General features: G+C 65.2%; 22 protein-coding genes. 14 read left to right on the top strand and 8 right to left on the bottom strand.

The annotated features are described in order from the left end of the window. Together AX703_RS23215 and AX703_RS23210 are read right to left on the bottom strand one after the other, a co-directional pair. On the bottom strand, positions 1-540 hold a 540-nt coding region (locus tag AX703_RS23215), incomplete at its 3' end, for a hypothetical protein (protein WP_156452188.1). A 17-nt stretch (positions 541-557) separates the two neighbouring features. After that, positions 558-1,847 carry a tetratricopeptide repeat protein gene (locus AX703_RS23210; RefSeq protein WP_062347601.1) on the bottom strand — a complete coding sequence of 430 codons (1,290 nt, stop codon included), beginning with the start codon at positions 1,845-1,847 and terminating at the stop codon, positions 558-560. A gap of 156 nt (positions 1,848-2,003) precedes the next feature. On the opposite strand from AX703_RS23210, the gene AX703_RS23205 reads away from it, so the two are divergent. Both AX703_RS23205 and AX703_RS23200 read left to right on the top strand, forming a co-directional pair. Further along, positions 2,004-2,915: a LysR family transcriptional regulator gene (locus AX703_RS23205; RefSeq protein WP_039337142.1), complete on the top strand. Its 912-nt coding sequence runs from the start codon at positions 2,004-2,006 to the stop codon at positions 2,913-2,915. An 86-nt stretch (positions 2,916-3,001) separates the two neighbouring features. Continuing rightward, positions 3,002-4,327 (top strand): family 1 glycosylhydrolase, encoded by a 1,326-nt coding sequence (locus AX703_RS23200; protein WP_062347599.1) that lies wholly within the window; start codon positions 3,002-3,004, stop codon positions 4,325-4,327. A gap of 69 nt (positions 4,328-4,396) precedes the next feature. On the opposite strand, the gene AX703_RS23195 is transcribed toward AX703_RS23200, so the two are convergent. Further along, entirely contained in the window at positions 4,397-7,573 is a 3,177-nt protein-coding gene (locus tag AX703_RS23195) for an autotransporter domain-containing protein (RefSeq protein WP_062347597.1), read from the bottom strand. Between the two features lie 306 nt (positions 7,574-7,879). On the opposite strand from AX703_RS23195, the gene AX703_RS23190 reads away from it, so the two are divergent. The 3 genes from AX703_RS23190 to AX703_RS23180 are packed head-to-tail and all read left to right on the top strand — an operon-like array spanning position 7,880 to position 9,819. Continuing rightward, complete coding sequence (locus tag AX703_RS23190) at positions 7,880-8,527, top strand: RNA polymerase sigma factor (RefSeq protein ID WP_082734770.1); 648 nt, start codon at positions 7,880-7,882, stop codon at positions 8,525-8,527. Then, positions 8,527-9,294, top strand: coding sequence for a hypothetical protein (locus AX703_RS23185; protein WP_062347594.1), 768 nt, complete (start codon positions 8,527-8,529; stop codon positions 9,292-9,294). The genes AX703_RS23190 and AX703_RS23185 overlap by 1 nt, the downstream gene beginning before the upstream one ends. A gap of 33 nt (positions 9,295-9,327) precedes the next feature. Next, the gene (locus tag AX703_RS23180) at positions 9,328-9,819 is read left to right on the top strand and encodes an asparaginase domain-containing protein (RefSeq protein ID WP_062347593.1); all 492 of its coding nucleotides are present in this window, start codon (positions 9,328-9,330) and stop codon (positions 9,817-9,819) included. A gap of 22 nt (positions 9,820-9,841) precedes the next feature. Here the strand turns inward: AX703_RS23180 and AX703_RS23175 are convergent, their stop codons facing one another. Beyond that, complete coding sequence (locus AX703_RS23175; RefSeq protein WP_062347591.1) at positions 9,842-11,545, bottom strand: class I adenylate-forming enzyme family protein; 1,704 nt, start codon at positions 11,543-11,545, stop codon at positions 9,842-9,844. A 179-nt stretch (positions 11,546-11,724) separates the two neighbouring features. Here AX703_RS23175 and lgt point away from each other — a divergent pair, with 179 nt between their 5' ends. The 5 genes from lgt to AX703_RS23150 all read left to right on the top strand — a co-directional run bounded on the left by lgt (position 11,725) and on the right by AX703_RS23150 (position 16,664). Beyond that, positions 11,725-12,612 carry a prolipoprotein diacylglyceryl transferase gene (lgt, locus tag AX703_RS23170; RefSeq protein WP_231735670.1) on the top strand — a complete coding sequence of 296 codons (888 nt, stop codon included), beginning with the start codon at positions 11,725-11,727 and terminating at the stop codon, positions 12,610-12,612. Next, entirely contained in the window at positions 12,609-13,655 is a 1,047-nt protein-coding gene (locus tag AX703_RS23165) for a class I SAM-dependent methyltransferase (RefSeq protein ID WP_062347587.1), read from the top strand. The genes lgt and AX703_RS23165 overlap by 4 nt, the downstream gene beginning before the upstream one ends. Positions 13,656-13,942: 287 nt before the next feature. Next, the gene (petA, locus tag AX703_RS23160) at positions 13,943-14,506 is read left to right on the top strand and encodes a ubiquinol-cytochrome c reductase iron-sulfur subunit (protein WP_039337156.1); all 564 of its coding nucleotides are present in this window, start codon (positions 13,943-13,945) and stop codon (positions 14,504-14,506) included. Positions 14,507-14,517: 11 nt separating this feature from the next. After that, on the top strand, positions 14,518-15,810 hold the full coding sequence (locus AX703_RS23155) for a cytochrome b N-terminal domain-containing protein (RefSeq protein WP_062347584.1): 1,293 nt from the start codon (positions 14,518-14,520) through the stop codon (positions 15,808-15,810). 32 nt (positions 15,811-15,842) lie between these two features. Further along, positions 15,843-16,664 (top strand): cytochrome c1, encoded by an 822-nt coding sequence (locus AX703_RS23150; RefSeq protein WP_062347582.1) that lies wholly within the window; start codon positions 15,843-15,845, stop codon positions 16,662-16,664. Between the two features lie 63 nt (positions 16,665-16,727). Here the strand turns inward: AX703_RS23150 and AX703_RS23145 are convergent, their stop codons facing one another. Beyond that, positions 16,728-17,567, bottom strand: a complete 840-nt coding sequence (locus tag AX703_RS23145) for a LysR family transcriptional regulator (RefSeq protein ID WP_062347580.1) — start codon at positions 17,565-17,567, stop codon at positions 16,728-16,730. A gap of 94 nt (positions 17,568-17,661) precedes the next feature. Here AX703_RS23145 and AX703_RS23140 point away from each other — a divergent pair, with 94 nt between their 5' ends. The 4 genes from AX703_RS23140 to AX703_RS23125 are packed head-to-tail and all read left to right on the top strand — an operon-like array spanning position 17,662 to position 20,616. Beyond that, positions 17,662-18,372: a CoA transferase subunit A gene (locus AX703_RS23140; RefSeq protein ID WP_062347578.1), complete on the top strand. Its 711-nt coding sequence runs from the start codon at positions 17,662-17,664 to the stop codon at positions 18,370-18,372. After that, complete coding sequence (locus AX703_RS23135) at positions 18,369-19,232, top strand: hypothetical protein (RefSeq protein ID WP_062347576.1); 864 nt, start codon at positions 18,369-18,371, stop codon at positions 19,230-19,232. Before AX703_RS23140 ends, AX703_RS23135 begins: the two co-directional genes overlap by 4 nt. A 24-nt stretch (positions 19,233-19,256) precedes the next feature. Beyond that, on the top strand, positions 19,257-19,916 hold the full coding sequence (locus AX703_RS23130) for a CoA transferase subunit B (RefSeq protein WP_062347574.1): 660 nt from the start codon (positions 19,257-19,259) through the stop codon (positions 19,914-19,916). A gap of 16 nt (positions 19,917-19,932) precedes the next feature. Further along, positions 19,933-20,616, top strand: coding sequence for a glutathione S-transferase family protein (locus AX703_RS23125; RefSeq protein ID WP_062347572.1), 684 nt, complete (start codon positions 19,933-19,935; stop codon positions 20,614-20,616). Positions 20,617-20,784: 168 nt separating this feature from the next. On the opposite strand, the gene AX703_RS23120 is transcribed toward AX703_RS23125, so the two are convergent. The 3 genes from AX703_RS23120 to AX703_RS23110 form a co-directional block, all read right to left on the bottom strand. Then, complete coding sequence (locus AX703_RS23120) at positions 20,785-20,970, bottom strand: hypothetical protein (RefSeq protein ID WP_062347570.1); 186 nt, start codon at positions 20,968-20,970, stop codon at positions 20,785-20,787. Further along, positions 20,970-21,656, bottom strand: coding sequence for a hypothetical protein (locus AX703_RS23115; RefSeq protein ID WP_156452187.1), 687 nt, complete (start codon positions 21,654-21,656; stop codon positions 20,970-20,972). The genes AX703_RS23120 and AX703_RS23115 overlap by 1 nt, the downstream gene beginning before the upstream one ends. A gap of 123 nt (positions 21,657-21,779) precedes the next feature. After that, positions 21,780-21,961, bottom strand: a 182-nt coding sequence (locus AX703_RS23110; protein ID WP_197423811.1) for an FAD-binding protein, incomplete at its 5' end; no start/stop codon positions are given.

The raw sequence follows: 21,961 nt of genomic DNA, 5'->3' as shown, positions 1-21,961 counted from the left end.
CTGCCGCTGCGGGGTCATGCGCGGGGCGGGCGCGACGGGGGCCGAAGTGGCAAGGCGGGGGTGGCCGTTGGCAACTTCCCATGCCTGCCCGGCGTTGAAGCGCCGTTCCTCGCGCCCGTTGGCAATGCTGGCAAGGCCGGTCAGGACGCGACCCGTGACCATGGTCTTGCCGTTGGCGTCAGTGGCAACCGAGAAGCTGCCGGACGAGCCTGCGCCCGCGATCTTGCCCGTCCCCTGACCGCCGAGGCGGACGAGCGTTTCGCTCATCCCTGCACCGGTGACGGTGACGTTACCCTTGAAGAGATCGACCGAGCCATCGGGGCGCAGCTGGAACTCCGCGCCTTCGACGAATGAAAGCATCGCGCCGCTGGACAGGCGGATCTGGGTGACGCCTGACCCTTGCGTGACGCGCTCGCCACGCAGGGCGGCGGCGGCAAGATCGGCATTGTCAGCAAAGACCACTTCCTGCGCCTGGGCACGGGTGGCGAGAGCGAGAGTGGAGGCTCCGATCAGGAGGGCGGTGAGGGCTGAGGCTTTCATGGGGCTGGTCTCCCGGATCAGAATTCGAAGCGCGCGCCGGCCTGCACGGTCCAGCGTTCGTGATCGTAGAGGGCGATGTTCGACCAGTTGCGCGACCAGGTGGCCTTGGGCTGGAGGAACAGGCGCGGCAGGATGGCGAACTTGACCGCGGCGGTCACATCGACGCGCTCGTCATGGCGCTTGCGCATGAACAGCAGGTCGGCGCGGTCATAGCGGCGCAAGTCGAACGCCACGCCGCCGACGACCGCGACCTTGGGCGCAATCTGGATTTCGGCACCGGCGCTCGCTCCGGCGAAAGTGTTGGATTCGGCATCGCCTGCTTGGCTGCGCGTTTCCTCGTGCCCGCCGATCAGGTTGACCGAGAACTGGCGCGCGGCAAGGCCGAGGCCCACGGCAAAGCGGTCTGCATCGCGCAAGGGATCGCGGTCATAATCGAAGCGGGTGTACTGGACCGAGGCGGAGAGGGCTTTGCCGCCGGGCAGCATATGCGTGTACTGGCCGATCGCGCCATAGGCAGTGCGGAAGCCCTTGTGGCCGAGCCAGTACTTCTGCACCTGCCCCGAAAGCGAGGCGACATCGCGGTTGGCGAAAGTGTGGGCAAAGCCTGCCGTCCCGGTGAGGCTGGCCTGATCGAAGGCGGCAGAGTCCAGATTGTCGCGGAAGTTGCCGAGGAGCGAGCCGAACACGCGGTCCTGCCGACTGATCGCGCTGACGCCCGAGATGCCGCCTGAGATGTCGTAGAACTTGTCCTTCTGGGCGCGGGCGTTGTTGCCCAGGGTGCCGGGGCCAAGCGCGGCAAACAGCGGGATGGTGATCGAGGTGAGCTGGGTGGCGGAGTTGATGTTGCTGTCGTGCCCGAAAGCGCTTTCCGCGAAGCCCGAAAGGTCGGAGCCGCCGCCCTTGATCTGCCTGTCGAACTGGCGGACGAAGCCGGTGAAGCGCTGGCGGACCGGGTCGGGGATGGTCGGATCGTCGACCACGGTGGCGAACTGGCTGCGGGCGGTGTCCATGTCACCGGCCAGGGCATAGGCGCGGGCCAGTTCGGCGCGGGCCGGGGCATTGTCGGGCTGGCGGGCAAGCACCCGCTGCAGGGCGACGATGGCTTCGCCATAGTGCCCGGCGTCCGACGCTGCCAGACCGAGGGCGTAGTCGAACGCCGGGTCTCCGGCCTTCTGGCGCTCCTGCGCGGCAAGTGCGGCATAGCGGGCTTCGGCTTTGTTCGCCTGGCCGAACGCGGGCATTGGCAGCGCGGCCGCCACGGCCATGGCGCAGGCCGTCGCCTGCAGGAAAAGGTGCTTGGTCGCCATCGTACCCCTCGCGACTGGATGATGGCATTCCAGCTATCGCGGGGGTTGCGCGATGTCCGATGACAATGATTGTCACGGGGGTGACAAGGCCCGTAGGGTAGATCCCTGAGGCTTATAACATAGACACAGGCTATGCTTGCAGGCTAAGCCAGAGTCATGAGCAAGCCCCCTTCGCGCCTCCGCCTTGATCCCCGTGCTGTCGCCACGTTCTGGCGGGTGTGCGAGACCGGATCGATCAGCGGCGCGGCGCGGGCGCTGAATATCTCGCAGCCGTCAGTTTCGAACACGATCTCGCTGCTGGAGCAGCGGCTGGGGGTGACGCTGTTCGCGCGGTCGCGCAGCGGTATCGTGCTGACGCGCGAGGGCGAGGCACTGCGCGAGCGGGCCGAGGCGATGGTGCGGCTGCTGGAGACGGCGGCAGTCGAGGTGGACCACGCCGCGCGCAATGTGGCCGGGCCGTTGCGGATCGGCGGGACGCCCGGCGCGCTGGTCAGCCTGTTGCCGCAGGCAGTGGCGCGGCTGGAGGAGCGCGTCGGTCCCTTCGCGCTGAGCGTGATCGAGCGGCCCGATCCCCAACTGACCGATCTTCTGCGCAAGGGTTCGCTCGACCTTGCCTTCGTGACGACCGAGATCGAAGCCTGTCCGCCGGATCTGGTTGAAGTGACGGCCTCGCGCGATTCCTTTGCCCTGATCGTGGGGCGGCGGCACGATGCCTTGGGCGACAGTGTTTCGCTGCGCGAGGTGGCCGACTTGCCGTGGGTCCTGCCCGAAGCGCAAGGCGCGTTCCGGCGCCAGGTCGATGCGCTGTTCCTGGCTGCCGGTGTGGCCGTGCCGCAGAACGTGATCCGCTGCGATTCGCTGCTGACGACCAAGGCCATCGTCCGCCATAGCGACCGCGTGACGATCCTGCCGCGTACGGTAGCGGCGGCAGAGCTGACCATCGGCGTGTTGCGGGCCATTGCGATCGGCGAGGCGACCTTCGAGCGCAGCGTGGGCGTGCGCTATCTGGCGGAGCGGGGACTGCCGCCGCTGGGGCGGGCGATGCTGGATGTCCTCGCCGAGGCATAGGCTGGGCCGATAACGGGGCGATAATCGGTTATTTTACCTGATGGCTTGCGCGGCGTAGGCCGGGCGGCAAAGCCTTGGGAGAAACCATGATCGATCGCCGTTCCGTTCTCGCCGGGGGCGTTGCTGCCCTTGCTGCAAGCGGTGCCTCGCTCTCTGCGAAGGGCACCCGCAAACCGGTACCCAGCCCGCGCTTTCCCGAGGGTTTCCTGTGGGGCGCATCGACCGCGCCGCACCAGATCGAGGGTAACAATACCACGTCAGACCTGTGGTATCTCGAACACCAGCAGCCCACCGTCTTTGCCGAGCCTTCGGGCGATGCGGCCAACAGTTTCCTGTTGTGGGAGCGTGACCTCGACCTGGCCAAGTCGATCGGGCTCAATACCTATCGTTTCGGGGTGGAATGGGCGCGGATCGAGCCGGTCAAGGGGCGGTTCAGCACGGGCATGCTGGGGCACTATCGACGGATCGTGGAAGGCTGCCGGGCGCGGGGACTCGCACCGGTCGTCACCTACAGCCACTTCAGCGCGCCCCTGTGGTTCAGCGCGCAGGGCGGCTGGACCAACCCCGAAAGCGCCGAGCTGTTCGCCCGCTACTGCACCCGCGTGACGCAGGCGATGGGCGCGCAGATGCACAGTGCGATCACGCTGAATGAGCCCAACATCTTGTTGCTGCTCAAGCCCATGCTTCCAAAGCCGGTGTGGGATATCCAGAAGCTGACGCTCGATACGGCGGCCAAGCGGCTCGGCGTGGAAAAAATGGTTTGCGGCAACGTGGCGGCTTATGAAGACCTGCCGGCACTGCAAGTCGGACTGCTGGCCGCGCACAAGGCGGGCCGCGCGGCGATCAAGGCGGTGCGGCCGGACCTTCCGGTCGGCGTGTCGCTGGCGATGCTGGACGATCAGGCGGTGGGCAAGAACTCGATCCGCGATCGCATGCGCGGCGAGCTTTACGGGTCATGGCTTGAAGTGGCCAGGGCCGACGACTTCATCGGCGTGCAGAACTACGAGCGCGCCTTGTGGGGCGACAAGGGCAGGCTTCCTCCGCCCGAAGGCGGCATGCGCAATTTTTCAGGTACGGAAGTCTGGCCACCGTCACTGGCGGGCGCCGTGCGGTATGCCCATGCGGCGACGGGCGTGCCGGTGCTGGTCTCCGAGCACGGCGTCGGCACCGATGACGACGCCGTGCGCGCCGCGTTCATTCCGCCTTCGCTCGCGGGCCTCAAGCAGGCGATCGACGATGGCGTGCCGGTGATCGGCTATTGTCACTGGTCGCTGGTCGACAACTTCGAGTGGATCTTCGGCTACCGGCCCAAGTTCGGCCTCGCCAGCTATGACCCGGTGACGTTCGAGCGGAAGGCCAAGCCAAGTGCGGCCGTGCTGGGCGCGATTGCAAAGGCAAACGCACTGGTTTGAGACAAAGGAGGCCCGAAACGAAGCGGGCGGCAGTTTGTCCGCCCGCCCCTTTTTTTGATGTCGCTTCGATCAGAACGCGATGCTGAGCGACGCGCGGATCGAGTAATCGACGCCGCCCTGGATCTGTTCGGCACCACCGGCCAGCTGCCAGGTGTAGTCCATGCCGCCCATCAGCAGGCGCGCTTCGGACGTCCAGCCTGACTTCATGCGGTCGGCCACCAGGCGGAACTGGTCGCCGTCCTCGAAGTTCGCCACCGTATCGCCGAGCGTTCCGGCGAGCCGTGCGCGGTAGCCGCCTTCCAGCTCCAGCGTGAGCGGGCGCTCGTCGCGGTTGACCTCGCCCGCGCTCCACGAGGCGGTGAGGCTGCCGGTGCCGGTCAGCAGGTCCGAGGTGCGCTTGGCGACGGACAGCGCGATCTGTTCGCTGCCGGTCTCGGTGTAGCCCTTTTCGCTCAGGCGATAGTAGTCGAACTTGGCCATCGGCTTGAGCGAGAGGTTGCTGCCGAGATCGGCGCGGTAGGACACGCCGCCCTGGCCGCCTACGGTCCAGCCCTTCCACCGGCCATTGGCGGTGTACGAAAGAGCAGAGCCATTGACGGCGCCGGTGAACTGCCGCGTCGAATTCAGCGAGACACGGCCGCCCGAGGCCTTGGCAAAGGCGTAGAACGGACCGGAAGCGAGACGCCAGAACAGGCCAAGCTCGTAGTTGCTCGCATCGGTCTTCTGGTAGTCCGAGGTGGTGATGTCGCCCTTGGTATAAAGGAACGACAGGCCGAGATAGCCCGCGCCGATATCGCGCTCCAGCCCGGCTGAAAGGCCCCAACCCTTGACCTCGAACGCCGCCGTGCCGGTCTGGTCCTTGGTCCCGCGGAAGTAGACCGGTTCGAACCAGCCGCCAACTTCGCTGATGTCGAAGATCGAGCTGTCGTCCATCAGGTGGCGCGAGGCGATCCGGCCCGAACGGGTGACGAAATCGAACACGCCACCGGCGTAGTCGGGCAGGAGCTGATTGAACTGTCCCTGCAGCGCGGCAGCATCCTCCACCTGCAGGAAACTGCTGCCAAGATTGGCCACGGCCGTGCCCTGCTTGTATATCGCATCATAGGCGGCGGCCTGCGGAGCGGTCAGGCCAAGCTGCGCCGCGGTCTTGCGCGTCACGGCCAGCACCAGGGTCTCGCCGACGCGGTTGATCGCGCCGTTGAACAGGACCGGCAGCTGGGTGTTGGTTGCATCGAACACCGGCGCACCGGTCAGCGTGTCTGCCTTGAGGAAAGTGTAGTTGCCGACCGCCTTGTCGAGCGAAGTGATCGTGGCGGTGACCTTCGAGCCGGTGGCGAAGGTCGCGGTGTTGACGTCGATCAGGGAGGAGGTGCCCGTAGTGCCGTCAATATAGACGTTGAGAGCACCGCCCGAGTTCACGGTGAGGCTGTCAAATGAGAGGGTCGCCGCGCTGCTTGCGCCGAACCTGCCGCCGTTGACCGTGACGTCCAGTTGGCCAGCATTGGCAAGGGTACCCGAGAAGATCGAGGTCCCTCCAAGGGTGAGCGTTCCCGCGTTTCCGCCAATGTCCAGCTTGCCGATGAAGAAGGCGGTGTCACCCATCGTCATCGTGGCCGTGCCCGCGCCGAAATCGATGTTGCCGACATAGCCGCTGTCGCCCGAAAGCAGGACCGAATCGTTGCCCGCGCCGAGGAAGCTGTTGCCGAAGATCCGGCCCGAAGCCACGTCGAGCACGTCATTGCCGCTGCCGGTGTGGATGTTGCCGGTGATCGAGGTGTAGATCGTCGGGTTGGCGGAGTTGTAGCCGCTGGCGGCCTTCTCGGCGTCCTGCGCCTTCTTGTCGATCGCGTTGAGGTACTGCTTGATCGTCACGCCGCTGGTGTTGGCGGTCAGGTCGATCGCGCGCAGGTCATCGCCGCTTGTCCCCGAAACCGAGATGAACCCGGTGTTGTCGAGGCTGGTCAGCGTGCCCGACTTGTCCTGGATGGCATAGGCAGTGCCTTCGCCCGGCGAGGACAGCGTGGCCTTGATCGTGCCGCTGTTCGACAGGCTGGGCACGGTCGAGCCTTCGTTGATCAGGATGGCGACTGCCTTCTGGTCGACCGTCGTCGCGCTGACCGTGCCCGAGACGCCGATGCCGTTGGCCATGGTCACCGTGCCACCTTTGCCGCCGATCACGACCGCATAGGCATCGGTATTGCTGTAGACGGCATTGGCCGTGACGTTGCCGTCGAGCGCGAGCGAGAATTCGCCGTCGCGACCCTTGACCTTGCCGATCACGATGTCGCCCGCCGCGCCAACGAGGATGCCGGGGCTGTTGCCGACCGAGTTGATCGTGCCGGTGACTTCGGAGGCATCGGCCACGCCGTCGTTGTCCTCGTCGGTCTTGGTGCTGTCGAGGTCATAGGGGGCCGCGTCGAGCAGGATGCCGCCCGCGACGCTGCCGCCGATCTCCACTGCGGCCTTGCCGGTGCGCAAGTCGGTGCGGGAAAGCGTCTTCGTGGTGCCGGCGTCATTGGTGTAGGACGAGCTTTGCGAGATCGCGCCCTGTATGCGCACCGCGCCGCCGACATTGCCGCCAACGACAAGGCCCTGCGCGCCCGCGCCGACCACGGCAACGGTGCCTTCGACCGTCACGTTGCCCGACACGCCCCTGGTGCCGATGCCGACGCTGTTGTCGCCCAGTACCTTGATCGTGCCGGTATTGGAAACGCTGCCGGTGAGGTCAGACTTGGCGACCATGCCGCCCGAATTGAGGCCTTCGACGGTGATCGTGCCGGTGTTCTTGAGCGTTGCCGTGGTCGTCGCGCCTGCGCCGACCAGAATGCCATAGCGGTTGCTGGCCGAAGCGATCGGGCCATCGACGGTGCCGTTGTTGTCGGTATCGGCGCCGTTGAAGCTTTCGGTCACGGTTATCGTGCCGCCGTTGGTCACCGTGGTGTTGCGCCCGGCCTCGACGGTGATTCCGGTGTCGCCGTCCTTGCCGCCGGTGTTGGTGATGGTGCCGCCCGATGCGACGGTGGCGGTGTTGTTCGAATCGACCGTGACCGCGGTGCCGCCCGAGCCCAGCGTGATGGTGCCGCCACTGGCGACGGTGACGTTCCCGGCGGTCGAGGTCTTGAGCGGCGCGGTGGTGCTGGTGCTGACGGTGGTGTCGGCATGGGCCGCCTGAGGCGCCATGAGGACGAGAGCCAGAGAGGCTCCAGTCAGCGTCGACAGAATGGTTGTGCTGTGAAGACGGTCCATAAACCCCTCATGAATTCCGATAAAGATGGCCCGCGCCGGGGTGCGGTCGGCGCGGGCCGAGTGCCGGATGGCGAGGCAGGCCCCGCTGTCCGATCGACAGGTCGGAGGACTTGTGGCCGCAAAGCCGGTTGCCTCCGCGGGACCTAACGGAGCGCGCCGGCCAACCCTTCGCCGGGGCGTGCAAATAATTGCGACGAACCGTGTCTTAAGTTCCCGTAAATCTGTTGTTCACTTGGGAACCGGCAGGCAGGGTACGTGGAATCCCCTGCGCTTGGGCCGGGGATTGGTGCGAAACGGCGGGTATCCTTGACCTTCTACGGCGATCTGCGCTCGGAAGCGGTGTCGGCTGAAGACAGCCCGATTCCCGCTGCGGCTCCGATCCATCGCGAGGCGCTGGATGACGCGGCCCTCATGCGCGAGGTTGCGCGTGGGTCGGTCGACGCCTTCACGCTGCTGGTCGATCGCCATTCGCCCGCGCTCTATCGCGTGGCCATGCGCATGCTGTCCGATGCGGCCGAGGCCGAGGACGTGCTGCAGGACTGCTTTGCCCGCCTGTGGCAGAACGCCCCGCGCTGGACGCCGACCGGCGCTGGCCTCGTCGGCTGGCTGCACCGCGTGACGATGAACCTGTGCTTCGATCGCAAGCGCCGCTTCCGCGTGGTCACGGTCGACACGATGCCAGATCCTGCTGACGAGACCCCGTCTGCCGATCGCCGGATCGAGGCTGACCAAGCCTCGCAGGCCGTAGCTGCCGCGCTGGGTGACTTGCCCGAGCGCTATCGGGCTGCGCTGGTGCTTTGTTATTACGAAGGATTTTCGAACGCTCTTGCAGCCGAGGTTCTGGACCTCAATATCAAGGCGATGGAATCGCTGCTGTTCAGGGCCCGCAGGCAGATGCGCACGCTGTTGGAAGCGCGCGACGTCGGTTGTGCCGATCTCGAGGCCCACGCGTGATGGCGCGCGAGGTTCCCGTCTCCCCCGCGAAGGCCAGCGCGGCGCTTGATGCGATGCTGAACAAGGCGCCGCGTCCTGCAATGCCGCCGGGGCTTGCGGCGCGGATCGTGGCGCAGGCTACGGCGTTGCCGCAGCTTTCCGCCGAAGCCGCACCCGTCGCAGAGCCGTCGACGCCGCGCGAAACGGCGCAGCTGATTCCATTCACTGGCGCTGAAGCTCGCCCCGCTCGGGTGGCTGCGCCTTCGCGCGTGCGGTTTGCCGTCGGCGGCCTTGCCGCTGCTGCGGCAGCTATTGCCGCAGTCGTGCTGCTTGGCCAGCCAGCGCACAACCCGGTTCAACCGGGCGGGCCAACCGCTGTGATGGCGCGGCAGCAACCCGCAGCCCAGCCCTCCGCAATCGCGGTGCCTGCGGCAGAAACTCCGGTGCAATTGGCGCAAGTCCCCCTGCCTCCGGCGGCGCGCGGAAGCGGTGCGGCGGCTGAAAAGAGGCCGGATGCACAGGAGTCGGTCCCGGTAGCGCCGCCCGTGGCAGTGCCCGAAGCGCAGCTTGCGTCGACCCCGGCGCAGCCCTCGCGCGAGACTGCCGGGCCTACTTCCGACCCTTCGCCCCGCCCGGCATTGCCGCGCGGTTTGATGGGACCGCCGGCACCGCAGCAGGGCTGGGGCTTTTCGGGCGGGGCGCCGGGCGCAGGCCTTCCGGGCGGGCAGGCGCTGCCCAGCCAGACAACGGGGTCCGCCCCGCCGCCACCTCCCCCGCCGGGCAACTAGCCGCAGCCTTGACGCTCGGCTAAGGGCTTGGCCATGCAACAAGAACCGATCCTCGTGCTGACCACTGGCGGCACCATCGACAAGGCCTATTTCGACGCATTGAGCGAATACCAGATCGTCGAGAGCGGAATCCCCGCGCTGATCGCCGAGGCGCGCGTGGCGCTGCCGTTCCGGGTGATGGAACTGATGCGCAAGGACAGCCTCGAACTGACCGACGCCGACCGCGCGCTGATTGCCGCCGCGGTGCGCGAGGCGCCCGAGCGCCATGTCGTCATTACCCATGGCACGGATACGATGACCGAAACGGCCAATGCGCTCAGCGACATTGCCGGCAAGACCATCGTGCTGACGGGCGCCCTGTCACCGGCGCGCTTTGCCGAGACCGACGCGCACTTCAATCTCGGCATGGCCTTCGCCACGGCGCAGGTGGCGGCGCCCGGCGTGTGGATCGCGATGAGCGGCCAGGTGTTCGATGGCCTTAAGGTTCGCAAGGACCGCGCGGCCGGCAAGTTCGTGAGCGTCTGAACTCACGAACCTGCCCAGCCGGTCAAGCCGTAAGGAATTCCTTGGTATAGCGTTCGCGCAGGGTGCGCTTGTCGACCTTCTCGGTGCCGAGACGTGGGAGCGGTTCCGTCACTTCCCAGAAGCGCACCGGGATCTTGAATGGAGCGATGTGCGCCTTGAGGAATTCGCGCAGTTCCTCCTCGGTGGCCGAGCAGTCCTCCTTCGCAAGATAAACGGCGGCGGGCACTTCGCCGAACTTCTCGTCGGGCAGGCCGAACACACTGGCTTCGGCGATGCAGGGGTGAGCGTAGATCGCGCTTTCCACCTCGATGCACGAGATATTCTCGCCACCGCGAATGATGATGTCCTTCTTGCGGTCGACGATGAACAGGTAGCCTTCCGGATCGAGGTAGCCGAGGTCGCCGGTGCGGAAGTAGCCATCGGGCATGATCGCTTCGCGCGTGGCCTTCTCGTTGTCCCAATAGCCGAGGAAATTGCAGATCGAGCGGATCGACACCTCGCCAACCTGGCCTTGCGGCAGCGGGTTGCCATCATCGTCGAGGATGGCGAGATCGACCAGCGGGCGCGAGGCCGTGCCGGTGCTGCCGGGCTTGGCGAGGTAGTTCTCGTTCAGGTTGCCGCAGCCGACGCCATTGGTCTCGGTCAGGCCATAGCCCAGCAACGGGAAGGCATGGGGCAGTGCCTTGCGGATGCGGTCGACGTGCTCGACCGGGCGCGGCGCGCCACCGGCGGCGAACGAGACGCAGGTCGAAAGATCGTACTTGTCGCGGTCCGGATGGGTGGCGATCTCGAAGCTCATCAGCGGTACGCCGACGAAGTAGGTCACCTTCTCGCGCTCGATCAGGCGCATTGCCTCCACTGCGTCCCACTTGGGCATCAGTACCAGCTTGCGACCCAGCGCGAAGGACTGGAGGAACACCGGCACTTCGCCGGTCACATGGAACAGCGGCACGTTTACCAGCGTTACCGGCTGCGAACCTTCTGCCGGGCCTTCGCCCCGCGCCGTCAGGATCGCCAGCATCGCCGCCGACTGGCAGACGTAGTTCATCGTGCCCTGCACGACACCGCGGTGATCGGAATAGGCGCCCTTGGCCATGCCGGTCGAGCCCGAGGTGAATAGCACCGTGGCCAGATCGTCTCCGGTAAGGTCGGGCAGGATGGTTTCCATTCCGCCACCGTTTGCGAGCAGCGCGGCAAGGCCCTCTTCGTAAGGGCAATCGTGGCCCATCGGCAGGAGCTGCGCGCCGTGCGCGTGACCTTCGAGCCGGGCGGCACGCGCAGCGTCGGCAATGACGAAGCGGCACTTCACCAGATCGATGCCGTGGGCCAGTTCCTCGCCCTGCCACCAGCCGTTGAGCAGCGTGGCGCAACCGCCTGCCATCAGCACGCCCATGTAGGCGATGACCCAGTTGGCCGAATTGCGTGCCGCCAGCCCCACACGTTCGCCCTTCTGCAAGCCCAGCCCTTCGACAAGACCACCCGCGACATGGCGCGCCGCCTTGTAGACATCGGCAAAGCTCAGGCGGGTGTCGCCATCGACGATGAAGGTCTTCTCGCCCTGCGTCGCGCAGAAGTAGGCAAAGTAGGCCGGCAGGTGCGGCGGTGCGGCGGCGATCATCGGCAACTGCTGCCCGAACCGCTCGATCGGGACGGTGTGGAACATGCCACCTTCGGCAGTGAGCGCGCCAAAGGCGCTGTCCATGGCGAGGTCCAGCTCGGTCTTCATGTTACCCTTTCGTCTCCTCACCCTGACGCTGTCTTGTTTCGCGCCTTTTTCGGGTTTGCCTGCAACCTTTTCCCTGTGCCAATACGTTACCCCATTGGGCGCGTTTGACAGCACGAAAACGGGCCAACCAAAACATTCTGTCCTGAAAGTTCTAGGGAGTTCATCTCTTGCTGTCACTAGTGTCAACAGCAACCGCGCTTGCCGTAGCGTCGGCATCCGCAACTGCCGGACATACGCCGATTCGCTGGGAGGATCTGGGCGTCGGGCCGATCGCGCTCGATCTCGGGTTCTTTGCGCTCAAATGGTATTCGCTGGCCTATCTTGCCGGTATCGTGCTGGGCTACTGGCACCTTTTGAAGATGCTGCGTCAGCCCGGTGCGCCGATGGCGCAGCGCCATGCCGACGACCTGTTCTTCTATGCAACGCTCGGCATCATCCTCGGCGGGCGGCTGGGCTATGCGATCTTCTATGCCCCCGAACTGCTGACGCATCCGGAGAACCTGATCAAGCTCTGGGAAGGCGGGATGAGCTTCCACGGCGGGTTGATCGGCACCGTGCTGGCGATCGCCTGGGTATCCTGGCGCGGCAAGCTCAACTTCGTGCGCGTGTGCGACTACATCTCGGTCTGCGTGCCGTTCGGCCTGCTGTTCGGCCGCCTTGCCAATTTCGCCAACGGAGAATTGTGGGGCCGCGAGGCCGGTCCCGGCGTGCCTTGGGCGATGGTCTTTCCCGGCGGCGGTCCGGTCGCCCGTCACCCCAGCCAGCTCTACGAGGCCATCCTGGAAGGACTCGTGCTGGCGATCGTCCTGCTTGTGCTGTTCTGGAAGACCAGGGCGCGCTGGCGGCCGGGCCTGCTCGTCGGCACCTTCACGCTGGGCTATGCCCTGTCGCGCTTCACCGTCGAGTTCTTCCGCGAGCCCGATGCCCAGTTGCTGGACCTTGCCATGCAGAGCGGCCTTTCGATGGGGCAGTGGCTGACCATCCCGATGATGGCCGTGGGCCTGTTCTTCCTGCTGCGCGGCTTGATGCGCCAACCCGTGGCAACGGGCGGAGCGCTTCCGGCGTGAGTGCATCGCTGCTGGAGACCTTCGCCCGCCTGATCGCCAATACCGGTCCGATCAGCGTGGCGCACTACATGGCAGAATCCAACGCGCGCTATTACTCCAGCCGCGATCCTTTCGGAACGGCGGGCGATTTCATCACCGCGCCCGAAATCAGCCAGATGTTCGGCGAACTAATCGGCCTGTGGATGGCCGACATCTGGATTCGCGCCGGGCGGCCCGAGCCGATTCACTATGTCGAGCTTGGGCCGGGGCGCGGCACGCTGGCACGCGATGCGCTGGGCGCGGCGCGCCGCTATGGCCTGACGCCCCGCGTGCATTTCGTGGAGACGAGCACCGCGCTCAAGGCGCTGCAGCTCGAACTCCATCCCGCAGCCTTCTGGCATGCCGACCTGTCGACCTTGCCGACCGACGGCCCCCTGCTGATCATTGCCAACGAGTTCCTCGATGCGCTGCCGGTGCGTCAGCTTGTGCGCGCGCCGGCTGGCTGGCGCGAACGCATGGTCGGCATTGCCGATGGGCGCCTGATCCCGGTCGCAGGGACGGCGCCGATGGATGCCGCCGTGCCGCAGGGTCGGCATGAAGCACCGGAAGGCACGATTCTCGAAACATCCCCGGCTTCGGCAGCGGTCGTCTACGAAGTGGCGGGCAGGCTGGCCGGACAGGGCGGCGCCGCGCTGTTCATCGACTATGGCCATGCCGAACCCCGCACCGGCTCTTCGCTCCAGGCGGTGCGCGCGCATCGCAAGGTCGATGTCTTTTCCAATCCGGGTGACGCAGACCTGACCGCGCATGTCGATTTTTCGGCACTGGCTCCGGTCGCGCTTTCGCGAGGAGTGCAATGGCTCGGCACGGTCGAACAGGGGCGCTGGCTGCGCGCGCTGGGGATTGATGCGCGGGCAGACGCGCTGGCGGCCTATGCGCCGACCCATGCCGAGGCAATCCAGGCCGCGCGCGAACGGTTGACTGGCGAAGGGCAGATGGGTGTCCTGTTCAAGGTCATGGGACTCGCAGGGCCGCATTGGCCACAGGGCGCCGGATTCGCCTGAGGCGCAAACCGCGCCCCACCCATTGTCGCAAGCTTGAAATCGCCCGGAAATACAGGGCCTGATAAGGGCTGTTTCCCGCACCAAAATGCCTGTTGGCAAAGCCGTGGCTTTGCGTCTATCAGGCGCGCCAAGTGGGGGCCGCGGCCGTGCATTTGCGCGTGCCCGGTTCCCGTGCGGTTCCGGTGTTCATGTGGTTAGCCCCATGGGCAATTTCCAGAGCCGTTCCAAAGGGGCAAGTTGGACCGTGCGCGATCCGCGTGCGCGGCGGCAGCAGGCAGGGAATTTCAATGGCTGAACAGGCAAGCATCGACACTTCGGCACAGGCCGAAGAAGGCGTGCGCCGGCGCGATTTCATCAATATCGCGGCGGTGAGTTTTGCGGGGGTTGGCGGCGCTGCCGTGCTGGTCCCGCTGGTAAGTCAGATGGCGCCGTCGGCGGACGTCCTGGCGCAGAGCTCCACCGAAATCGACATTTCGGCGATCCAGCCGGGCCAGGCGATCAAGGCGGTTTTCCGCAAGCAGCCGGTGTTCATCCGCAACCTGACGCCGGAAGAAGTCTCTGCCGCCGACAAGGTGGATGCATCCTCGCTGCGCGATCCGCAGACGCTGGAAGAGCGCACCAAGGAAGGCAAGACCAACTGGCTCATCACCATGGGCGTCTGCACCCACCTCGGCTGCGTGCCGCTGGGCGCGGGCGAAGGCGAAGTGAAGGGCGAGTTTGGCGGCTATTTCTGCCCGTGCCACGGTTCGCACTATGATACCGCCGCGCGCATCCGCAAGGGTCCGGCACCGAAGAACCTCGAGGTGCCCGAATATGCATTCATCTCCGACACTGTCGTGAAGATCGGCTGAGGACAGGCAACATGAGCTTTCCCTGGGCAAACGAATACAAGCCGGCCAATGGCCTGACGCAGTGGCTTGACGAGAAGCTGCCGCTGCCCCGCTTCGTCTACAACGCAGTCGGCGCCGGTTATCCGGTTCCGCGCAACCTGAACTACATGTGGAACTTCGGCGTTCTCGCCGGCTTCTGCCTCGTGCTTCAGATCGTGACCGGCGTCATCCTCGCGATGCACTATGCCGCGAACGCTGGCGTTGCCTTCGACAGCGTCGAGCACATCATGCGCGACGTGAACTGGGGCTGGATGCTGCGCTACGCGCACGCCAACGGCGCTTCGGCGTTCTTCGTCGTCGTCTATCTCCACATCTTCCGCGGCTTCTTCTACTCCTCGTACAAGGCCCCGCGCGAGATGATCTGGCTGCTCGGCGTCGTCATCTTCCTGCTGATGATGGCAACGGCGTTCATGGGCTACGTGCTGCCCTGGGGCCAGATGTCGTTCTGGGGTGCCAAGGTCATCACCGGCCTGTTCGGCGCGATCCCGGTCGTCGGCGAACCGCTGCAGGTGTGGCTGCTGGGCGGCTATGCGCCCGACAACGCTGCGCTCAACCGCTTCTTCAGCCTGCACTTCCTGCTGCCCTTCGTGATCGCGGGTGTCATCATCCTGCACATCTGGGCGCTGCACATCCCCGGCTCGTCGAACCCGACCGGCGTCGAAGTGAAGAGGGAAAGCGACACCGTTCCGTTCCACCCGTACTACACGGCGAAGGACGGCTTCGGCCTGGGCGTGTTCCTGCTGATCTACTGCGCTGTGCTGTTCTTCGCACCGAACGCACTGGGTCACCCGGACAACTACATCCCGGCAAACCCGCTTTCGACGCCTGCGCACATCGTTCCGGAATGGTACTTCTGGCCGTTCTACGCGATCCTGCGCGCCTTCACCTATGACTTCTTCTTCATTCCGGCGAAGCTCATGGGCGTGCTGGCGATGTTCGGCGCGATCCTCGTGTGGTTCTTCCTGCCCTGGCTGGATACCTCGCCGGTGCGTTCGGGCCACTACCGTCCGCTGTTCCGCAAGTTCTTCTGGTTCGGCCTGATCCCGACCATGGCTGTGCTGTTCTACTGCGGTGGCGCTCCGGCCGAAGAGCCCTACGTGATGCTCAGCCAGCTGGCATCGCTGTACTACTTCGCGCACTTCCTCATCATCCTGCCGATCGTCTCGTCGATCGAGAAGCCGGAACCGCTTCCGTTCTCGATCACCGAAGCCGTGCTCGGCAAGGATGAGAGCGCAGTGCTCAACGCCAACCCTGCGGCCGCCTGAGCCGGTACGAAGCGCAAGAGAAAGAGAACCCCATGGTCCGTCTTTTTGGCCCCCTAGTCGGCCTCTTCTTCGCCGTCGCACTGCTCTGGTCGTTCGGCAATGGCGCCTACTCGGCGATCTCGGAACCCGCTGCCCCCACGGCAGAGCACGAGTTCCACCTGCACCCCAAGGACGTGAAGTTCGCGTCCGACGGTGCCTTCGGCAAGTTCGACAAGCAGCAGCTGCAGCGCGGCTTCCAGGTCTACAAGGAAGTCTGCGCCACTTGTCACTCGCTCAAGCACGTCGCCTTCCGTGACCTCGCCGCCCTCGGCTACTCGGAAGCCGAAGTGAAGGCGATCGCTAAGGAGTGGGGCACCAAGCAGCCCACCTTCGATCCGAAGACCGGTGAGCGCGCAGAGCGTGACAACATCCCGTCGGACTACTTCCCGACCGTGTACTACGCCGGCCAGGGCAGCCCGCCGGATCTGTCGCTGATCACCAAGGCTCGTCACAACGGTGGCGCCTACGTCGCGTCGCTGCTGACCGGTTATCAGGAACAGCCTGCTGAGTTGCTCAAGAAGTTCCCGGATGCCAAGACTCCGGATGGCCTGTACTACAACCCGTACTTCGCCAACCTGAACCTCTCGATGCCAGCGCCGCTGACCGGCGAGGATCAGGTGACCTATTCGGATGGCACCAAGGCAACTGTCGACCAGATGGCTCAGGACGTCTCGGCATTCCTGATCTGGACCGCTGAACCCAAGCTGGACAAGCGCAAGCAGACCGGCTGGGCCGTCCTTGGCTTCCTGCTGGTCGCCACGGTTCTGGCATACCTTGCCAAGAAGAACGTCTGGGCCGACAAGAAGGGCGAATAAGCCTTTCAAGGCCTAACAGGCGAAACGAACGAGGCCACCGGGAACGGTGGCCTTTTTCGTATATCAGCCGGGCGTGCCGTCGATCCTCAGCTCGCTCGCCCGCCGGAACAGTTCCAGCACCAGCGGATCGCTCTCGGTGTTGCGGATGGCCACTTCGAAGCGGATCTTGCGGGCGGGAGGCACCATCGGCTCGGGCAGCACTGCCGCGCCGCCGCCGCCGGTAACGATATCGATCAACGTGCGCACGTTGTTGCAGGTGCCGATCGAGCGCGGCGTGACGCGGTTGGCTTCGAGCGTCTCCATCGTCACGCCGTGCAGCGGCGAGAGATCCGGAATCGACCACACCGGCAAGGCATTGGCAAAGCCGCCCGCCGCTGCTGTCCGCGCGCTCGCTGCCCAGACGAGGCCGACTGAACCGATAGGCGTGGTCCGGATGCCCGGGCTCGCAACGGGCCCGGCGAGAAAGGCCAGATCTATTGTCCCGCCAAGCAGTTGCTGGAACATGCGCGCGGTCAGGTCCAGCTCCAGCTCCAGCGTCACCCCGGGCAGGTCTCGCTCGATTGCATGGACGAAGCCCGGCAGGCACGATGCTGCGGCAATCTCGCCTGAACCGATCCGCACGACACCGCTGGCGCCCTCGAAGCCGGACGCCGTCAGCAGCGCCTTTTCGAACCCTGCCCACAGCGGCTCGCACTCCTGCACCAGCCGCCGCCCGCGCGCGGTCAACACCATGTTGCGCCCCTCCCGGCGGAAGATCGCGATGCCCAACTGCTCCTCGATCTCGCGTACCCGGGCGGATATGGCGGGCTGCGTGGTGTTCAGCCTCTCGGCCGCAGCGCGAAAGGTGCCGAGCCGCGCGATCCACAGCAGCGTTTCCAGATGGTAGATCGCAATCCGTTTCATTAATCAGAGACTCTTATCGATTGTGATAAAAAACAATCGCTCTTTTCAATTTGTATCCTGTGCTAGCACCTCAGGCGAAAAGGAGAGTCTGCCGATGTCGAAGAAGCTCTATGCCGATGCCACTGCTGCGCTCGATGGCCTGTTGCGCGATGGCCTGCTGATTGCCTGCGGCGGTTTCGGTCTTTGCGGCATTCCAGAGCGCCTGCTCGATGCCGTGCGCGATTCGGGCGTAAAGGACCTCACCTTCGCCTCGAACAATGCCGGAATCGACAACGAGGGCATCGGCAAGCTGCTGCGCACGCGGCAGGTCAAAAAGATGATCTCCAGCTACGTTGGCGAGAACAAGGAGTTCGAACGGCAGTACCTCTCGGGTGAACTCGAAGTCGAATTTTGCCCCCAGGGCACTCTGGCAGAGCGCATGCGCGCTGGTGGCGCCGGCATTCCCGGCTTCTACACCAAGACCGGCGTCGGCACGCTCGTTGCCGAGGGCAAGGAAACCAAAATTTTTGACGGACAGGAATATGTCCTCGAACGCGGCATTTTCGCCGACATCGCGCTAGTCAAGGCGTGGAAGGCAGACGAGACTGGCAACGTCGTGTTCCGCAAGACTGCACGCAACTTCAACGTGCCCGCTGCCACCTGCGGCAAGGTCTGCGTGGTCGAGGTCGAGGAAGTCGTGCCCGCAGGCTCGCTTGACCCGGACAGCATTCACCTTCCCGGCGTCTATGTGCAGCGCATGATCGTCGGCGCGCCTTACGACAAGAAGATCGAGTTCCGCACCGTGCGCGAGCGGGAGGCCGCGTGATCCGTCGCGCGCTGCCCCTGCTGGCGGCGCTGGCGGCAACGCAGCTTTCGGGCTGCGTCGCTGCCGCCATCGCGCCGCTGGCAGCAACCGGTGCGCTGGGGGCCAAGGCTGCCAAGGGAAAGGGCGGCGGCGAAGCCGCTGCCACGACGCCACGCCCCGAAGTCTCGATTGGCCAAGGGGTTTCCGCTGTCCCGCCGCTGCTGGCTCCGGCCGTTGCCGAGGCCGAGCCTGCCCCACCAATTCCGGTTCAGCCCCCTGCTGCTCAGCCCGCAGGGATGGCAGGATCTCTGGCCGACAGCGCAGATCCCTATGCGGCGATGGCCGCCTATGTGCTGGCACAGGCGGAGGCCGGCAGGACTGGCAAGGTCCGCAAATCGGCCTTGCTCGACCAGCGCAGTCTGGTCGAGGTTCCCCGGATGCGTGCCTGCGCCGACCAGCGCAGCGCCGTACTGATCGATCTCGATCCCGGCACAGGCACCTTCGATCTGGACGATCCGCCTGCGCCGGAACAAGGCCTCGCCAATCATCTCCGGCGCATTCGCGGCACCGGTACGGCAGTGGTCTGGGTCGCCTCGTTGCCGCAGACGCAGTCCAAGCGGCTTGGCACGACGCTCAAGGCGACCGGGCTGGACCCGCTCGGCATCGACAAGGTCATGCTCCTCTCAGGAGCCGAAACGCGCAAGCAGCAACTGCTTGACCGAGCCGACGCGGAGTGGTGCGTCCTGGCCATCGTGGGTGATCGCAAGGCCGATTTCGACGAGGTTTTCGATTATCTGCGCAATCCCGACGGTCCGGTCGGCATCGCGCTCGAACAATTCATCGGCGCAGGCTGGTTCCTGGCGCCGCCCCCCATCAAGTGATCCGACACGAAAGAGCTTAGACCGATGACCACGCATGACGGGCTGAAGACCGGCTGGAGCCGCGACGAGATGGCAGCGCGCGCCGCACGCGAACTGCAGGACGGATTCTACGTGAACCTCGGCATCGGCATCCCGACGCTGGTGGCCAACCACGTGCCCGCGGGCATGACCGTGACCTTGCAGTCCGAAAACGGCATGCTCGGCATCGGCCCGTTCCCCTACGCCGGGGAAGAGGACGCGGACCTGATCAACGCCGGCAAGCAGACCATCAGCGAGCTGCCGCACTCGGCCTATTTCGACAGCGCGCAGTCCTTCGCGATGATCCGCGGCGGCAAGATCGACCTGACCGTGCTGGGTGCGATGGAAGTGGCCGAAAATGGCGACATCGCCAACTGGATGATTCCGGGCAAGATGATCAAGGGCATGGGCGGCGCGATGGATCTCGTCGCAGGCGTCAAGAAGATCATCGTGGTGATGGAGCACTGCGCCAAGAACGGCGACCCCAAGTTCATCCCCGCCTGCACCCTGCCGCTTACCGGCAAGGGCGTGGTCGACATGATCGTCACCGACCTTGCGGTTTTCCAGCGGCCCGACCACAATTCCCCATTCAAGCTGATCGAATGCGCGCCGGGCGTATCGGCCGAGGAGGTCCGCGCCCGCACGACGGCGCATTACGTCGAATGACAAGAGGAGTGTCCCGGTGAGCTATGTCCTGATCACGGCGAACCGGAATTATTCGAGCTGGTCATTGCGACCATGGGTGCTGATGAAGGCGCTCGGCATTGCCTTCACCGATCGGGTCGAGCCTTTCACCAAGCCCTCAAACTACGATGAGTTTCGTGCCTTCTCGCCTACCGGGCAGGTGCCGGTCCTGCTCGATGGCGCGCGGACCGTGTGGGATTCGCTGGGCATCGCGCTCTACCTGGCCGAGCGGCACGACGGCGTCTGGCCCGCCGATGAAGCGGCGCGCGCCTTCGCCATTTGCGCCGTGGCCGAAATGCACGGCGGCTTCTCGGCGCTGCGCAACGACTGCACGATGAATGTCGGGGTGCGGGTCACGCCTCGCCCGATGCGGCCTGCCCTCGTGCGTGACGTGGCGCGGGTGCGCGAGATCTTCGAGGAAGGGCTGGAGCGCTTTGGCGGCCCATGGCTCGCCGGCTCCGCCTTCACCGCGCTGGATGCCTTCTTCGCCCCCGTCGCCTTTCGCATCCGCACCTATGGCCTCGATGTCGGGCAAGGACAGGCCTGGGTCGATCACATGCTCGACCACCCGGCAATGCGGCAGTGGGAAGCGGAGGCACTGGACGAAGCGTGGCGCGAGGAAGGCCACGAGGCCGAGCTGGCCGAATGTGGCGAGATCATCGCGGACTATCGCAGGGCCTGACAGGCCACAGCTACCTTCCCACGAGTCAATTGCGCAAAAAGAAAGGCCGGTCCGAAGACCAGCCTTGGAAAGTTTGGGAGAGGATGCCTGAAAGGCCTCTCCTATGTGCGATTCCGAGCCCGATTCTGCAAGTGCGAAGGACGGATTTGCAGTTGCATGGCATGCAACTCAGTCGGCGACAATCCATCTCACCGTGTTGACGTGATAGCTGGGCACAGCGGTGCCCGACCGGTCCCTCGCAGGCTCGAAGCGGGCGCGCTTCATCAGCAGCTCGCACGTGAGCTCCTTGAACTCGGGCGATTGGGTGGCGACCTGAATCCGGCAGAGCGTCGGCGTCCCGCTTGCGTCGATCATCAGCCTGAAGCTGACGAGGGCCTGCTCGTTCTTGCGCAGCGCTTCGGATAGTCGGACGACTTCAGCCACTTGCTTGGAGACGTCAGAGGAGCAGGAAGGCTGGCGAGATTCTGTTGCTGGACCGGATCAAGCCCCCACAGCTTGACGAGATCCGCGGTGCAGGTCCTCATTCCAGCCAGTGCCGAAGTCATCGTTCCCAGTCTGAAGGTCAGGTCCTCCGACTTTCTCCTGATCCGCAACTCGCGAATTTTCGCAACTTCGGCTGCAGTCGCAGGCGGATGGGCCCCTTCAGAATCGCGGTTGAGCAAGTCGAGCGGCCCGAGCACCACGACCGGCTCGCCCGCCGTATTCGTGCCTCGCATCAGACCCACCTGCTTCTGCAGAGCCAGCTCCGGGCCGAAACCCATGTCGGCATCGCTGCCGGTCTTTCCCAGCCGCTCCGTGCCCTTCCCTGCCAAGGTTATGTGGTAGACGTCGCCCGGCGCGAACTGGTCGAGCATGACCATGATCTTCTCGCCCTCGGCACCGAACTCCCGGCCGAGGCGGCAGCTGTCATCGGCATAGTGCACGATCCATGCAGTGCGAGAGGACAGCATTTCGGGCGTGGAGGCGAGCAGCGGCCGCGGGATCGCTGCCATCGCGAAGATGGCGGCATACGTGCCCAGCGTCCGGGAAGTCTTGTTCATGTACATTAGCTTAGTCACGAACAAGAGAAACAGAAAGCCCCGCTCTCGCAAGCGGGGCTATTAACCCATTTGGAGTGTTTCCCCGGGGAAACACTCCAGCGTGGCGTTGTGGTGGGGTGGGGTTCAGAGCTTGCCGGTCAGTTCCGGGACGAGCGTGAAGAGGTCGCCGACGAGGCCGATGTCGGCCACTGCGAAGATCGGGGCGTCCTCGTCCTTGTTGATGGCGATGATGGTCTTGCTGTCCTTCATGCCGGCAAGGTGCTGGATCGCGCCCGAGATGCCGACGGCGATGTAGACTTCGGGTG

This window comes from Novosphingobium sp. CCH12-A3, from assembly GCF_001556015.1.
Taxonomy (GTDB): Bacteria; Pseudomonadota; Alphaproteobacteria; order Sphingomonadales; family Sphingomonadaceae; genus Novosphingobium; species Novosphingobium subterraneum.
The sequence above is the reverse complement of the archived record's forward strand: the minus strand, read 5'-3'. Positions and strand labels throughout refer to the sequence as shown.